Annotated in this window: 10 protein-coding genes; 4 read left to right on the forward strand and 6 right to left on the reverse strand. The window is 63.6% G+C overall.

Annotation, left to right across the window (positions count from 1 at the left end; translation table 11 throughout):
• Nucleotides 1-11 precede the first annotated feature (11 nt).
• Complete coding sequence (locus tag GAK28_RS22550; RefSeq protein ID WP_291784650.1) at nucleotides 12-668, forward strand: hypothetical protein; 657 nt, start codon at nucleotides 12-14, stop codon at nucleotides 666-668.
• Nucleotides 669-903: 235 nt separating this feature from the next.
• On the opposite strand, the gene GAK28_RS22555 is transcribed toward GAK28_RS22550, so the two are convergent.
• From GAK28_RS22555 to glnE, 4 genes are all read right to left on the reverse strand, one after another.
• The gene (locus GAK28_RS22555) at nucleotides 904-2,199 is read right to left on the reverse strand and encodes a citrate synthase (protein ID WP_291784652.1); all 1,296 of its coding nucleotides are present in this window, start codon (nucleotides 2,197-2,199) and stop codon (nucleotides 904-906) included.
• 265 nt (nucleotides 2,200-2,464) lie between these two features.
• The gene (locus tag GAK28_RS22560; protein ID WP_090056306.1) at nucleotides 2,465-2,710 is read right to left on the reverse strand and encodes a type B 50S ribosomal protein L31; all 246 of its coding nucleotides are present in this window, start codon (nucleotides 2,708-2,710) and stop codon (nucleotides 2,465-2,467) included.
• 136 nt (nucleotides 2,711-2,846) lie between these two features.
• Nucleotides 2,847-3,782: a nucleoside hydrolase gene (locus tag GAK28_RS22565; RefSeq protein ID WP_291784658.1), complete on the reverse strand. Its 936-nt coding sequence runs from the start codon at nucleotides 3,780-3,782 to the stop codon at nucleotides 2,847-2,849.
• 48 nt (nucleotides 3,783-3,830) lie between these two features.
• On the reverse strand, nucleotides 3,831-6,719 hold the full coding sequence (glnE, locus tag GAK28_RS22570; RefSeq protein WP_291784660.1) for a bifunctional [glutamate--ammonia ligase]-adenylyl-L-tyrosine phosphorylase/[glutamate--ammonia-ligase] adenylyltransferase: 2,889 nt from the start codon (nucleotides 6,717-6,719) through the stop codon (nucleotides 3,831-3,833).
• A gap of 219 nt (nucleotides 6,720-6,938) precedes the next feature.
• On the opposite strand from glnE, the gene GAK28_RS22575 reads away from it, so the two are divergent.
• Both GAK28_RS22575 and GAK28_RS22580 read left to right on the forward strand, forming a co-directional pair.
• Nucleotides 6,939-8,789, forward strand: a complete 1,851-nt coding sequence (locus tag GAK28_RS22575; protein WP_291784662.1) for an LTA synthase family protein — start codon at nucleotides 6,939-6,941, stop codon at nucleotides 8,787-8,789.
• 157 nt (nucleotides 8,790-8,946) lie between these two features.
• Nucleotides 8,947-9,948 (forward strand): hypothetical protein, encoded by a 1,002-nt coding sequence (locus tag GAK28_RS22580; RefSeq protein ID WP_291784664.1) that lies wholly within the window; start codon nucleotides 8,947-8,949, stop codon nucleotides 9,946-9,948.
• Between the two features lie 48 nt (nucleotides 9,949-9,996).
• Here the strand turns inward: GAK28_RS22580 and GAK28_RS22585 are convergent, their stop codons facing one another.
• The gene (locus tag GAK28_RS22585; RefSeq protein WP_291784666.1) at nucleotides 9,997-10,977 is read right to left on the reverse strand and encodes a hypothetical protein; all 981 of its coding nucleotides are present in this window, start codon (nucleotides 10,975-10,977) and stop codon (nucleotides 9,997-9,999) included.
• 368 nt (nucleotides 10,978-11,345) lie between these two features.
• Here GAK28_RS22585 and GAK28_RS22590 point away from each other — a divergent pair, with 368 nt between their 5' ends.
• Nucleotides 11,346-11,978 (forward strand): hypothetical protein, encoded by a 633-nt coding sequence (locus tag GAK28_RS22590; RefSeq protein ID WP_291784668.1) that lies wholly within the window; start codon nucleotides 11,346-11,348, stop codon nucleotides 11,976-11,978.
• A 27-nt stretch (nucleotides 11,979-12,005) separates the two neighbouring features.
• On the opposite strand, the gene GAK28_RS22595 is transcribed toward GAK28_RS22590, so the two are convergent.
• The coding region (locus GAK28_RS22595) for an IS3 family transposase (protein WP_291774508.1) at nucleotides 12,006-12,267 on the reverse strand (262 nt) is incomplete at its 5' end.

A 12,267-nucleotide genomic window follows, 5' to 3' on the forward strand; every position in this document is an offset into this window, starting at 1 on the left:
GGGGGTGAGTCATGGCACGAGGCGAACACCACAGGATCCATGCCCAGGACAGGACGCAGCGCAATCGCGTCCTGGTCGCCCAGGAGGCGGCACGCCTGATGAGCGAGCATGGCATCCGTGACTTCCACCATGCGAAGCTGAAAGCCGCCGAACGGCTCGGCATCGCCGATACACAGGCCCTGCCCCGCAACAACGAGATCGAGCAGGCGCTACGCGAACACCAGCGCATCTTCCACGCCGACACCCAGCCCCAGGCCCTGCGCCATCGCCGCGAGGCGGCCGTGGAGGCCATGCGATTCCTCCGGGGCTTCGACGCCCGCCTGGTGGGCGCGGTACTGGAAGGCACGGCCGACGAGCATTCCGCTGTCTGCCTTCACATCTTCAGCGACGACCCCGAAGCCCCCGGCCTGTTCCTCCAGGAACAGGGCATCCCCCTGGAAACCCAGACCCGCCGGCTACGCTGGTCCGATCGCGAGCAAAGCGAGCACACCGTGCTGCTGTTCGGTGCCGACGGCATCCCCTTCGATATCACGGTGCTGCCGCTGGACGCGATCCGCCAGGCTCCGCTGGACCGCGTGGACGAGCGCCCGATGCGCCGCGCCAGCGCGGCGATGGTGCAGCAGTTGCTGGCGGAGGAAGATATCGAAGCGTTCAACGCCACCAGCTGACCCACCCCGTCGTTCCTGTGCACACAGGAACGACAAGCTGAAGGCCGCGACACGCCACCTACCGTCGTTCCAGCGAACGCTGGAACCCAGCGCGAGGCGATCGGTTGTCGCGTCGCGGCCTCCTACGCAAAAGCCGATGCGACGCGCTCGCCATGCTGGTGAATCGGGGCGCTGGGTTCCTGTTTTCACAGGAACGACGAGCAAAAAAAAGCCCCGCTTTCGCGGGGCTTCTTTTTTAGCGCTTTTCGTTCGGGACGTAGTCGCGAACGTCGGCGCCGGTGTAGATCTGGCGCGGACGACCGATGCGCGATCCCGGGGTTTCGTGCTGCTCGATCCAGTGGGAGATCCAGCCGGAGGTGCGCGCGATGGCGAACATCACGGTGAACATCTCGGTCGGGATACCCAGGGCCTTGTAGATGATGCCCGAGTAGAAGTCGACGTTCGGGTAGAGCTTGCGCTCGACGAAGTACTCGTCCTTCAGCGCGGCTTCTTCCAGCTTCATGGCGACTTCGAGAAGCGGATCGTTCACGCCCAGCTCGTTCAGCACGTTGTGGCATGCCTCGCGAATGATCTTGGCGCGCGGGTCGAAGTTCTTGTACACGCGGTGGCCGAAGCCCATGAGACGGAACGAATCGTTCTTGTCCTTCGCGCGCTTGACGGCGGTCTCGACCTTGTCGGCCGTACCGATTTCTTCAAGCTGCAGGAGCACGGCTTCGTTCGCGCCGCCGTGGGCCGGGCCCCAGAGCGCGGTGATGCCGGCGGCGACCGACGCGTACGGGTTGGCACCGGTGGAGCCCACCAGGCGAACCGTCGACGTGGAGGCGTTCTGCTCGTGGTCGGCGTGCAGGATGAACAGCAGGTCGAGCGCCTTGGCCACCACCGGGTTCACGTGGTACGACTCGCTCGGCACCTCGAACATGGTGTGCAGGAAGCGGGTGACGTACTCGAGGTTGTTACGCGGGTAGCGGTTCGGCCAGCCGATGGAGTGGCGATAGATGGCCGAAGCGATGGTCGGCATCTTCGCGATGAGGCGGATGGCGGCCAGCTTGCGGTCGTCCGGGTTCTCGACGTTGAGATCGTCGTGGTAGAACGCCGAGAGCGACGCCACCGACGCGGCCAGCATGGCCATCGGATGTGCGTTGTGGTGGAAGCCCTTCAGGAAGTCCTTGAGGTTCTCATGCATCATCGAGTGATGCGTGATGTCGTTCGAGAACTTCTCGAACTGCGGCTTCGTCGGCAGCTCGCCGTTGAGCAGCAGATAGGAGGTTTCGAGAAAGGTGGACTTCTCGGCCAGCTGCTCGATGGGGTAGCCGCGATAAAGCAGGACACCCTTGTCGCCATCGATGTAGGTGATGGCGCTCTTGGTGCTGGCGGTGCTGCCGTAGCCCGGATCGTAGGTGAAGTAACCGGTGTCCTTGTACAGGGTGCCGATATCGACGCACTCGGCGCCGAGCGTGCCGCCGATGACCGGCAGTTCGCTCACGGGCTTGTTGGATTCATCGACCAATTTGACGGTTTTGGCGTCGGACACGGCGAGCTCCTCTTCTCTTTGCTCCACCGTCCCGGGAGGGCCGGAACGGCGTCGATAGTTGGGAAAACGACACCGGGGGGAAGGTGTCGTACCGGCCGCGTTCGCGACCGAAGTTCCCCATTATCGCACAGTGCCGATTCAAACGTCCGTTAGATGAACGTCTAATCGCAGACGCAAAAAGACACGGGGCAGGCGGTTGGCCTGCCCCGTGTCGTGCGATCCTCGCGAAACGCCACCCCGCAGGCGGCGCGCGGATATCGCGGGATTACTTCTTGCCGTAGCGCTGGCGGAACTTGTCCACGCGGCCGCCGACGTCGAGCGTCTTCTGCTTGCCGGTGTAGAACGGGTGCGAGTGGCTGGTGATATCCAGCTTGATGACCGGGTACTCGTTGCCGTCTTCCCACTTGACGGTTTCCTTGCTGGACATCGTCGAACGGGTCAGGAAGGCGAAGTCCGACGAGAGGTCCTGGAAGACCACCGGCTGGTAATTCGGATGGATGTTCTCTTTCATGGGTCGTGACTCAAGAATGGCGGGGTGAAAAGAGCGGCATTGTATCGAGCGAGCCGCCCCTGGTCAAGGAACGACCAAGGGCGTGAGCCGGCGGCCCTTCGGGCACGCCTTACAAGCCGACCGGAGGCCTACTGACTTATTCGGCGACGCCCAGAGCCCGGGCGATCATCGCGCCGAAGCGATCCTGGTCCACGTCCAGCACGATGCGCGCGTTGGGCGTGCCGCCCAGGCGCTGCTGCCAGTCGACCACGGTGGCGCCCCGGGTCAGGCGGCCGTCGAGTTCGATGGCCACGTGACGGGTCTCGGCACGGGTGACGATGTCAGGATCCAGTGCCACGGCCATGGCCAGCGCGTCGGCGGCGATGAAGCCCGTGCGTTCGTGCTCGGCGTTGAAGCGCTGCGCGGTTGCGAAGATCTTCCCGAAGAACGCGGCACGCTTGTCGCCTGTCTTCAGCCAGTGATCGTACGTGGCATCGGGGAAGGCGTGGCGGACCGTGGCTTCCCAATCCACGAGATCGAACATCGGGAAGGCCTCGAACACGACCTTGGCGGCCTCGGGATCAAAACCGATGTTGAATTCGGCCGGGATCTTGCCCGTGTTGCCGTGACCGGTGACGGCGCCGCCCATGATCACCAGGCGCTTCACGCGCTCCGGCAGCGCCGGATCGAGGCGTACTGCCAGGGCGAGGTTGGTGAGGGGGCCGAGGGCCACCAGGGTCAGCTCACCCGGACGCTCCTGGGTCAGGCGGATGAGCGCCAGCGCGGCATGCTCGGCCTGCGCCGGGTGCTTCGGCTCCGGAAAACCGACATCGCCGAAACCGTCCTCGCCGTGCACGAAGGCCGCATCCTCTTCCGGGGCGCGTACCCGCGGCGACGGGCACCCGGCAAACACGGGCGTCGTCGCGTCGATCAGGTCGACCAGAGTGCGGGCGTTGCGAACGGTATGACCCAAGCCGACGTTGCCGGCCGCGACAGTGAGGGCGGCCACGTCCGTATGCGCGTGGGCCATGAGGATGGCGAGGGCGTCGTCCACGCCCGGGTCGGTGTCGATCAACAGCGGCAGTCGGTTCATCGCGCTTTGTCTCTGTACGGCCGGACAGCATACCGCCGCCCGCGCCGTTCAGACAGCCTGCCGCGCCTCGCCACCCGCCCCCTCGAAATCGAAACCCAGCTCGACGGCCACCCGGCTGACGCCCTGGCAAAGGGCATCCAGTGCGGGCGTGCGCGCCGCCACGCGTGAGCGCAGGTCCAGCGTGCAGGCCAGCCCCATCTGCAGGAGGTCTGCATGGGCCACATGCAAGGTATCCGCCTGCAGCCCCGTCAGCAGGCCCACGTCGCGCAGCACGTCGATCAGCGCGCTGCTCGCCGTGGTGTCGAGGATGGTGGGATGCGTGGACGCATGCGCGAGCACCATGCCCTGCAGGATGAACTCGATATCGATCAGGCCGCCCCTGCCCTGCTTGAGATCGAACTGCACCGCGTCCGAGCGATCGCGCTCGGCGCGCCAGCGCGTGCGCATGGCGCCCACTTCGCTGCGCACGCGCGCACCGTCGCGCGGCACGGCGAGGATATCGCGACGGATATGCGCGAGCGTGCCCCCCAAGCGCTCGTCACCGGCGACGTGGCGTGCGCGCTGCAGCGCCTGGTGCTCCCACGTCCACGCACGGTCGCGTTGGTAGGCCTCAAAAGCATCCACGCTCGCCACGAGCAGGCCTTTCGAGCCATCCGGACGCAGACGCGTATCCACCTCATAAAGCCTGCCCGCATGGGTCTGCGCATCCAGCCAGTGCATCACGCGTTGCGCGAGCCGCTGGTACCAGCGCGTGCCGTCCACGGGGCGCGGACCGTCGCTGGTGAGGTTGGCGCGCTTGCCGTCGTAGACGAAGACCAGGTCCAGATCCGAGGCGAAGCCGAGTTCCTCGCCGCCGAGGCTGCCGTAACCCAGCACGGCAAAACCGCTGCCTTCGCCAGGCAAGCGTCCGTGCTGCGCCGTCAGTTCGCGGGTCGCCAGGGTGAGCACCGCACCGACCACGGCCTCGGCGAGGCCGGCGAGGCGGCGTGCGGTCGCCGTGGCATCGGCACGCGCATCATTGAAGGCAAGACCCAGGCGGAACGCGATGCTCGAGCGAAATTCATTGATGCGCTCCAATTCCCGCTCAGGATCGCGCTCATCGAGCGCGCCGAGCGTGCGCGCGATCTCCGCGGCGATGTCGACGCGCTTGAGCGGCAACTGATCGATGCGCGGGTCGAGCACATCGTCCAGCAACAGGGGCTGAGCGATCACCCGCTCGGCGAGAAACGCGCTGTCGGCGAACACGCTGGCGACGCGGCGCCGCGCGTTCGGCTGTTCGTCGAGCAAGGCCAGGTAAGACGAACGACGAGCGACCGCCTGCATGAGACGGATCAGTCGCAACAGGCTGGGCGACGGCGACGCGCAGGCACGCGCGGCGCCGATCAGCTGCGGCATCAGGCGCTCCAGCCGCTCCGAGGAACGCGCGGACATCGAACGCACCGACGCGGCGTTGGGTAGCTTGGTCAGTTCCTCCGCGACACCGGTACCCGGCACGAACCCCGACGCCTCCATCGTGGCGGCGTCCAGCGAGCCGTCGCGCGCCTTCGTCCAAAGGTCCACGTCCGCGGCCGGTGGTGTCGCCGTACCACCCGCCTGTGGCACCAGCACGGCGGCGAACTCGGAAGAGACCGCCTCGCGATGCGCGGCGAGTTCGCGTTCGAGGTCGTGCCAGGAGGCGTAGTCGAGGCCGAGCGCCAAGCGCTCGCGAGTGAGGTCATCGTCGGGAATATCGTGCGTCTGCGCGTCGCGCAGCATCTGCACGCGGTTCTCCAGCCGGCGCAGGAACACGTACGCCGACCGCAACAGCTTCGCCCTTGCGGCGGGAATGTAGCCACGCGCCTCGCAGGCCTTCAGCGCCGGCAGCAGGCCACGCACGCGCAACGCGGGATCGCGGCCGCCGCGAATCATCTGGGTAAGCTGCACCACGAATTCGATTTCGCGAATACCGCCCGGACCGAGCTTCAGGTTGCCGGCCAGATCCTTGCGCGCGACTTCGGCATCGATCAGCGCCTTCATCTCGCGCAGGCCGGCGAACGCGGTGTAGTCGAGGTAACGGCGATACACGAATGGCCGGAGCATGTCCTGCAATTCACGACCCGCCGTGCGATCGCCCGCCACCGGGCGCGCCTTGATCCACGCGTAGCGCTCCCAGTCGCGACCTTCGCGCTGGTAGTACTGCTCCATCGCCACGAACGGCAGCGCCAGGCGCCCGGCATTGCCGAACGGTCGCAGGCGCAAATCGACACGCGCGCAGATACCGTCGACGGTCGGTTCCGCCAGCAGGCGCACCAGTTGACGACCCTCGCGGATGAAGTACTCGCCGTTGTCGAGCGGTCGCGTGCCGTCTGTCTCGCCGCCGGAAGCGTAGGCCAGCACGAGGTCGATATCAGAGGAGAAATTGAGTTCGTTGCCACCCAGCTTGCCGAAGCCGACGACGACCATTCGCTGCTCGACACCCGCAGGGTCGCGCGGCCGGCCGTAACGCGCATGCATCGCCGTTTCCGACCAGCGCAACGCGGAGCCGAGCAAGGTCTCGTAGAGCGTGCTCGTGGAGGACAGCGTCTCGTCGATGTCGTCCAGCCCGTTGACGTCGCGGAACACGATGCGCACCGCTTCCGCGTGGCGAAAGCGGCGCAGCGTCGACATACAGGCTGTTTCGTCGGCCGACAATTCCAGCGATGCGCCACGCGCGGCCGCGTCGGCGCTGGCCCGCAGGCGCTCGAGACCGGCCGGCGCCAGGAGATCCGGCTGCCGACGGAATACCTCGAAGGCGAAATCCGACGCCAGCAGGGTGCGACGGATGCGTTCGGCCACCCCCGCGTCGTCGTAAAGCGGAATCCGGGCCGCGCGGCACGCCGCCATCACGTCGGCGTAACGCTGGTCGATGAGCGCGCGAAGCTCCGGGCTCTCGCGCGAGGGCGGGGTGGGGGCATTCATAAGAGGGGCATTGTGCAGCAAGCCGGGCGATTCGCCACAGGCCTCTCGTACCAAGGATCTCGACGCCATTGGCAGGAAATCCTTACGCCAGGGCAGGAATTTGCCTGACAACCGGTTCATGTCCATTGCGTTACAGTCCCTACCCCCTCGCTGACAGGGGCGTGACAAGAGGGCGATATGGCTTTCCAATCAACACATTGGCGAACCCTTGCTTCCCACGTGGCACTTCCGGTGCTGCTGGCCGTGGCGTTCGTCCTGTATACGGGCTTCCTCGACGGCAACCCGGGCGTCGCCAGCGAGCGGTGGGCCGACCGTCCGGGCCACATGCTGGTCAATGCCATCCCCGGCCTGCTGCTCGCCTCACTCCTGCTGGTGCTGACACGGCGCGCATGGCTGTCGTTCGGCCTGGCCTTCATGGCCCAGGGCGCCGTGCTCGCCGTCAGCGCCATCAAGATGAAGAACCTGGGCTCGCCGTTGCTGCCTGCGGATTTTCGCATGGTCGGTCAGCTGAAGAACGGCGGCTTCCACCTGCTCGGCGGCTATCTGCCTGCCGATCCGCGGCCCTACCTCGCCATCCTGGCCGTCATCGCGCTGATCGCCCTCGTCGCACGCTACGAGCCACCGCTGTTCGCACGCCGTACGCGCGGCCGCCGTCTCGTGACCGGCGTAACCCTGTTCGCCCTCATAGCCACCCTCATGGCCGGCGTACCGGGCTGGGCCAAGGTGTACAACAAGCAGCGTCTGGGCATGCAGCCCTGGTCCGCCGCCGCCAACGCCACCTACAACGGCGTGGTCACCACCATCATGCAGTTTCGCCTGCAGGATGCCGGCAAGAAGCAGAAAGCCAATCCGGACGAGGCGGCGCAATTCATCGCCAGCACGGATGCCCCGCTACGCGAGCACATGGCCGCCGCCGCGACCAACCGCCGGCAGACACCCGACATCGTGGTGATCCAGAGCGAATCGTTCTTCGATCCTTCGGTGATCCGCGGCATGGAAGGCGAGACCTACGCGCCCAACCTGCACCGGCTTGCGGCGCATGCCAGCTCCGGGCAGCTGCACGTGCCGACCTTCGGCGGCGGTACCATCCGCACCGAATTCGAGGTGCTGACAGGCCTTTCGCTGCGCTACTTCCCCAGCATGCAGTTCCCGTATCTCCAGATGCATACGGGTGTCATGCCCGGGATGGTGCGTACGCTTCGCTCGCATGGCTACGAGACCATCGCCGTGCATGGCAACGATGCCGGCTTCTGGAACCACACTGCCGCCTTCAAGGCGCTGGGCTTCGATCGCTTCGTCTCGCAGCCGAACTTCCCGAAGGACGCGCCGAAGAACGGCGAATACATGGCCGACAGTGCCATGACCGACGAAATCATGAGCCAGCTGAAGGACGACGGTCCGCCGCGCTTCGTCTTTGCGATCAGCATGGAAGCCCATGGCCCCTACGACAAGTCGCCCAATATCGATACCGACGAGCGCGACGCCATTGTCGTGCCGGACGAGCTCAGCGACAACGCGAAGCTCCAGTTGCGCAACTACATCTATCACATGCGTCATGCCGACGAGGAGCTTGGCCGCCTCGCGGATCTGCTGAAGAAGCGCGAGCGTCCAACGTTGCTTCTGTTCTACGGGGATCACCTCCCCGCGCTCGTCGAGACCTATGACAAGGCCGGCTTCACCAATGGCGCGAACATGCTGACGCAGACCGTGCCGTACATCCTCATCGATGCACACGGCGACGGCCCGGCTTCGCAGAACGGCGACCTCGCCGCGTGGATGCTGCCTGGCCGCCTGCTCGAACGCGCGGGCATCCATGACGATCCGTACTTCGCCCTTACACAGGTGGTCGGACCGCAGCTCGCGGCGCTGACGCATGCGCCGGACGCACCCGGCCCTACCGAAGATGCGTCGATGAAGTACACCGACACGTCGATGGCCAACGTCGCGTTGCTGCGCATGAAGCGCAAGCTCGATCCCTTCGTCGCGCAGTACACCGTGCCGGATATGTCTACGATCGCGCGTCAAACAGGCAAGACCGAAGAAGAAGCCGCCGCGGGCGCCCATCAGTAAGACGCGAACGCCACGCAGGTCACAGTTCGGCCATCCACTCATCGCTAGCCTCAAGCCTCCACGTCGCCCCCGGCGTGGAGGAACAGGGGTGCGTGTTCGCCGGGTCCGGCGGCACGCCAGGGACGCTCTTCCCACATAGAAGGCAGGAGTCCTACGCATGAAGATGTTCGCTTCACTCGGAAGGGTCGTGGCGCGTGCGGGTGTCGTCGCGGCCGTGTTCTCCCTTTCCCTCGCGGCCTACGCCGCCGATTCGCAAGAACTTGCACAACCCTTGCAGCTCACGCGCGTCGCCAGTCTTCCCGACTCGGCGAAGCCCGCCGGCATCCCCGACGATTACGTCGTCACCCCCAACGGCTATTTCGCACCGGACTGCGTGGCGACAGTGCACGAAGGCGAACAGTTGCAGGCCAACGACCTCATCCGTCGCGCATCGGGCGTCACCGAGAAGGTCGCCACTTGCGGCAAGGCCAACTTCACACTCGAAGGCCAGCGTATCGAAGCCGATGGCCGACGCGCGCTGCAGCGCACACCCCCGCCCGTGCAGAGTGGCTGGGTGCAGGCTGCCAACTACGCCAGCAACACGCCGATCGGTCGCATCGTCGCGACCTGGACCGTACCGACGGCACCCGCCAACAAGAGCAACCAGGTGATCTACTTCTTCCCTGGCCTCGAGCAACTTCCGAACGTGCAGTCGATCCTCCAGCCCGTGCTCGGCTGGAACGGCTACAACGACAAGCTGTGGACGCTCGCGAGCTGGAACTGCTGCGTCAACGGCACCACGTTCCATAGCGACCCCATCGCCGCCAAAGCCGGCGACGTGGTGGTAGGCGACACCTACTCCACCTGCGCGGCAGGCCAGGCCTGCTCGACGTGGAAGATCGATTCGCGCAACACCACCACGGGCAAGACCAGCACGCTGAGCACCAATCCGTACGCCGACCTCACCTGGGTCTTCGGCGGCGTGCTCGAGGTCTACAGCGTGGCGACCTGCAATCAATACCCAAGCGGCCCGATTACCTTCAGCAATATCCAGGTATACGACCGCAACAACAATCGCGTTTCCAACCCGCCGTGGCAAGGCAGCGACACCTCGGGCATCAACCCACAGTGCGGTTATGGCCTGAGCACGACAGCGACATCGGCGACGATTTCGTATTGATCTACAGAGGGCCTCGTCAACGAGGCCCTCTTTCGCGACCTGAAAGGGTCAATGAAACGATGCAGGCCCGGCGCCTTTGGGAATCACCCCTGGCGGTCGAATGAAATGCTTGTCGCCCGGCATCCCCTGATCGTCATCGGCAAAGCTGAAAGGCATCGATGCTTGCGAGGCATGCCATCTCAGGATAGGCATACTACGGCCCGTGGCATCGAAGTAATCTTTCTGAAGCCCCCGAGCCTCGTTGAGCGCCGTATTTCGATCTTTCGCATCGTCATCGTAGTAAAACGCTTCGATGGGAACCGCATCCGGTCGATCAAGAGGCCAGCTCCTGAGTACCTGTTCGGAATATCGGTCGGCGGTAGGTTCCAGCGCACCACTTTGTCGCGCGAGCAAACTGGTAAGAAACGATTTCCAGTCAACGCCGAAGGAACATTGCCCAAACCATCGATCATACGTATCTCGATATTCTCCATGCCGAAGATAGTGTTTCGCAAAAGAGGAAACGCCATCGATACCCATCTCTGAGCATGGTTGATTGTCATCGACATCGGCACTCTTACCGCATCCCGTTCGACCACGTGGGAATCCAGTCATGCCATCGAACGCAAACGAGCAAAACATGACGATTCGGTCGTCGACACCGTGCCCCCAAGGCTTCCATTCGGAAGCTGGTGCAATAATGAAACCTTGCGATCGGTAGCTGGAACGCACGCCAATCAGTTTTTGAAGATAGCTGAACGATACGCCGTCATATCGCCCACCCTGATTCGAATTGTTCCAGAAATAGTAATCCGGCGACCAACTGACCGCGCGGTAAAGCACGCCTGCACAGGCGTAAAGCGGCTTGTCGCCCGGACACTTCTCCCGAGGATCCTTGTAGCGCGCATTGAGTGCTTCGGCCACCGCACGCCCCCTCGCCGCCTCCGCCACGGATACGCCGCCTGAGGATGGCACCGACACGTATCGGCAACCCGTCATCACGACCAGAAAAATGACGAGGCAAATCCAGAAAAACTGACGATATTTCATGATTCACTCCCTGATGCGCCGGCTTCGCTATCCCTGATGCGAAACCCCGTTCTCATCGATACAGGACGATGCCACTGCCGGCAGCAATTCATCCGCACGGCATGCAGACCTCGTTGATACCACGTATCCCATCGAACCGATTCCGCCATCGCGACGTCATTTCGGCCCAATTCAAAGCAAATCACTGAACAAACGAAGCATTTTCCGAAGGAACTACTTCAGCGGCGCCACCCTTTAGCTCAAGAAATCAAAAAACCCGTTTACTTCATAAACATAACTTATCGAATCCGGAATTCACCTAACGATTTATATTGATTTTCGCAAAGCCGAATCCTCAACATCACTTCACCACGGAAGGAGGAGAGAACATGATTCGGTCGACGCACCTGCTGGCCCTACTTGCTTCGTTCGCATTATTCGCATGCCATCACACTACACAACGAACCCACGATGCGACCAGGAATGGCGAAGAAGTCGCGCAGGCAATGAACGCCCGGTTCTACGATACGGTTGCCGCCTGCAGCGATAACAAGCCAGCGTACTATTGCAGTGGCGTTTTCGTGAGGACCGGTCCCGAAACCGATGGCTTCTGGAATCCTCGGCAAGGGAATGATCGCTATGTCGTATCCTTCAGCTACCTGAGGAATGACGTTGGTCTTCGTGCGATTTTTACCGGTCAGGCGGGCTACTCCCTGAAGCCGGCAAGCGCATGGGGCACCGATGGCCTGCATGAACTCACTGTCCGCTGCGCCTTCGCGTTCAATGCGTTCACCGAGGATCGTGGACCCTACGGCTGTGGCGCCACGAAAAGCGACCCCATAGAGAGCGGCCCATGCCTCGACCAAGGCATTGTGACCAAGGAAGCTTTCGCGAAGCACTACACCTCGGTAGGCGAGCCGAGCAATCCGGGCGACTTCGCAAAACGCGGTGCCCATCAATGTTCGTTCGGGGTGGATCCGTTTTCTTTTGAACTCAGCATTCTTGGTCGCATGGAAGGGTGATCTTGCCCCTGATTTACGGACACCTATCTAAGCGACATTGGCCAGCTCGTACTGCTCTGGGCTGAGGTAGCCCAGGGTCGAGTGCAGCCGGATCCGATTGTAGTCAACCTCAATGTAGTCAAACACATGAGCCTTGGCCTGCTCCCGTGTGGCGAGGTGTTCACCATGGATGGCCTCGACCTTCAGACTGTGGTTCCAACTCTCCATTGCTGCGTTGTCGTAGCAGTTGCCTCTGGCACTCATGCTGGCGATCAAAGCGTATTGCTCCAACAGGGCGCGGTGCTCGCGC

This window comes from Luteibacter sp. (assembly GCF_009912395.1).
Taxonomy (GTDB): Bacteria; Pseudomonadota; Gammaproteobacteria; order Xanthomonadales; family Rhodanobacteraceae; genus Luteibacter.

What these genes read in the sequence shown, in the direction of transcription:
- GAK28_RS22550 (WP_291784650.1), top strand. Translation starts at nt 12, where the DNA reads ATGGCACGAGGCGAACACCACAGGATCCATGCCCAGGACAGGACGCAG.
- GAK28_RS22560 (WP_090056306.1), bottom strand. Translation starts at nt 2,710, where the DNA reads ATGAAAGAGAACATCCATCCGAATTACCAGCCGGTGGTCTTCCAGGAC.
- GAK28_RS22565 (WP_291784658.1), bottom strand. Translation starts at nt 3,782, where the DNA reads ATGAACCGACTGCCGCTGTTGATCGACACCGACCCGGGCGTGGACGAC.
- glnE (WP_291784660.1), bottom strand. Translation starts at nt 6,719, where the DNA reads ATGAATGCCCCCACCCCGCCCTCGCGCGAGAGCCCGGAGCTTCGCGCG.
- GAK28_RS22580 (WP_291784664.1), top strand. Translation starts at nt 8,947, where the DNA reads ATGAAGATGTTCGCTTCACTCGGAAGGGTCGTGGCGCGTGCGGGTGTC.
- GAK28_RS22585 (WP_291784666.1), bottom strand. Translation starts at nt 10,977, where the DNA reads ATGAAATATCGTCAGTTTTTCTGGATTTGCCTCGTCATTTTTCTGGTC.
- GAK28_RS22590 (WP_291784668.1), top strand. Translation starts at nt 11,346, where the DNA reads ATGATTCGGTCGACGCACCTGCTGGCCCTACTTGCTTCGTTCGCATTA.